This is a genomic window from Streptomyces sp. E2N166, from assembly GCF_003671715.1.
GTDB lineage: Bacteria > Actinomycetota > Actinomycetes > Streptomycetales > Streptomycetaceae > Streptomyces > Streptomyces thinghirensis.
Genome location: NZ_RAIF01000016.1, coordinates 1 through 2,014, shown reverse-complemented (window position 1 = coordinate 2,014; position 2,014 = coordinate 1). Strand labels below are relative to the sequence as shown.

The window sequence follows — 2,014 nt, the reverse complement described above, 5'->3', positions numbered from 1 at the left end:
CGCCGGACGCGCGCGGCGCCCGCGGCACCGCCCGGGCCCCGCGCGCGTCCGGCGCCCCGCGCCCCGGCTCGGCCCGCAACCGCGCCGCCGCGCGGCGGCGCCGGCTGGCGCTGGGCGCGGGCGCGGTCGCCCTGGTGGCGGCGATCGGTGTCGGTACGTGGCTGGCCACGGGCGGTGACGAGGGCGGCGCGGGCCCCCAGGACACGCGGAACTCGGCGCCGGCCTCTCCGTGAGGCTCTCCGCCGGGCCGGGAGCGCCGTGGCCGCCGTCACCCGTTACGGTCCGGCGAATACCGGTGGACGGAGCCGTTACGCTGGACGCGTGGCAGTCGTCGATGTATCCGAAGAGCTGAAGTCCCTCTCCTCGACCATGGAGTCGATCGAGGCCGTCCTGGACCTCGACAGGCTGAGGGCAGACATCGCCGTGCTCGAGGAGCAGGCGGCCGCGCCGTCCCTCTGGGACGACCCGGAAGCGGCGCAGAAGATCACCAGCAAGCTCTCCCACCTCCAGGCCGAGGTGCGGAAGGCCGAGGCCCTGCGCGGCCGGATCGACGATCTCGGCGTGCTCTTCGAGATGGCCGAGGAGGAGGACGACCCGGACACCCGTGCCGAGGCCGAGTCCGAGCTCACGGCCGTCAAGAAGGCGCTGGACGAGATGGAGGTCCGCACGCTGCTCTCGGGTGAGTACGACGCCCGTGAGGCGCTCGTCAACATCCGCGCCGAGGCCGGTGGCGTGGACGCCGCCGACTTCGCCGAGAAGCTTCAGCGCATGTACCTGCGCTGGGCCGAGCAGCGCGGCTACAAGACCGAGATCTACGAGACGTCGTACGCGGAGGAGGCCGGCATCAAGTCGACCACCTTCGCCGTGCAGTCGCCGTACGCCTACGGCACCCTCTCCGTCGAGCAGGGCACGCACCGCCTGGTGCGCATCTCGCCGTTCGACAACCAGGGGCGCCGCCAGACCTCCTTCGCGGGCGTCGAGATCCTCCCCGTGGTCGAGCAGACCGACCACATCGAGATCGACGAGTCCGAGCTGCGGGTGGACGTGTACCGCTCGTCCGGCCCCGGCGGCCAGGGCGTGAACACCACCGACTCCGCGGTGCGGCTCACCCACCTCCCCACCGGCATCGTGGTCTCCTGCCAGAACGAGCGCTCCCAGATCCAGAACAAGGCCACCGCCATGAACGTCCTCCAGGCCAAGCTCCTGGAGCGGCGCCGCCAGGAGGAGCAGGCCAAGATGGACGCCCTCAAGGGCGACGGTGGCAACTCCTGGGGCAACCAGATGCGTTCGTACGTGCTGCACCCGTACCAGATGGTCAAGGACCTGCGCACCGAGCACGAAGTGGGCAACCCCGAGGCAGTGTTCAACGGCGAGATCGACGGTTTCCTGGAGGCCGGCATTCGCTGGCGCAAGCAGCAGGAGAAGTAGCGCGAAAGCGGGAACGCCGCTTTGTCGACAAGGCAACTGCCGCTCTCTGGGCGGCGGTTGCCTTTTGTCTGGCCCTTTGTTCGCCGGTGATGTCTGGGTTTTACATCACACTCACACCCTTTGTGTCCGGCATACGTCCCTTACCTGGACATCGCGTACGCAACGGCCTTGACGTTGCTTTGAACATTCGTAAGGGTGAGGCGCGGCATGCGTATTTCTGGGGCGCATGTGAACCGGGGGACTTCAGTAGACAGTTACCTCCGTTGATCACGGCCCCCGAGTGCGGCCTCACTGACTAATCGGCTACTGGGGGTAGCAACTACATGACGAAGAAGACGCGCATCCGTGTCGCGCGCATAGCGGCCGGCGCAGTGATCGCGGCCGGCGCCTCCCTGACCGCCGCGGGCGCCGCTTCGGCGCTCGACATCGGCGTGAGCGCGGGTGTCGGCGACACCAACGTCGACCTCGGTGTGAGCGTCGACGGCGACGACGAGGAGCCGACGGACCCGCCCACCATCCCGACGGACCCGAACCCGACGGACCCCACGGACCCGACCGATCCCACGGACCCGACGGACCCGACCGA

At 69.4% G+C, this 2,014-nt stretch carries 1 protein-coding gene and 2 pseudogenes; all 3 read left to right on the top strand.

The genetic code is table 11. The features are described 5' to 3' along the window. A pseudogene (locus EBH09_RS14250) lies at positions 1–233 on the top strand (serine/threonine protein kinase); the annotation flags it as partial. Positions 234–321: 88 nt separating this feature from the next. Further along, complete coding sequence (prfB, locus tag EBH09_RS14245; RefSeq protein WP_121747399.1) at positions 322–1,428, top strand: peptide chain release factor 2; 1,107 nt, start codon at positions 322–324, stop codon at positions 1,426–1,428. A gap of 323 nt (positions 1,429–1,751) precedes the next feature. Then, positions 1,752–2,014, top strand: a pseudogene (locus tag EBH09_RS14240) (hypothetical protein); the annotation flags it as partial.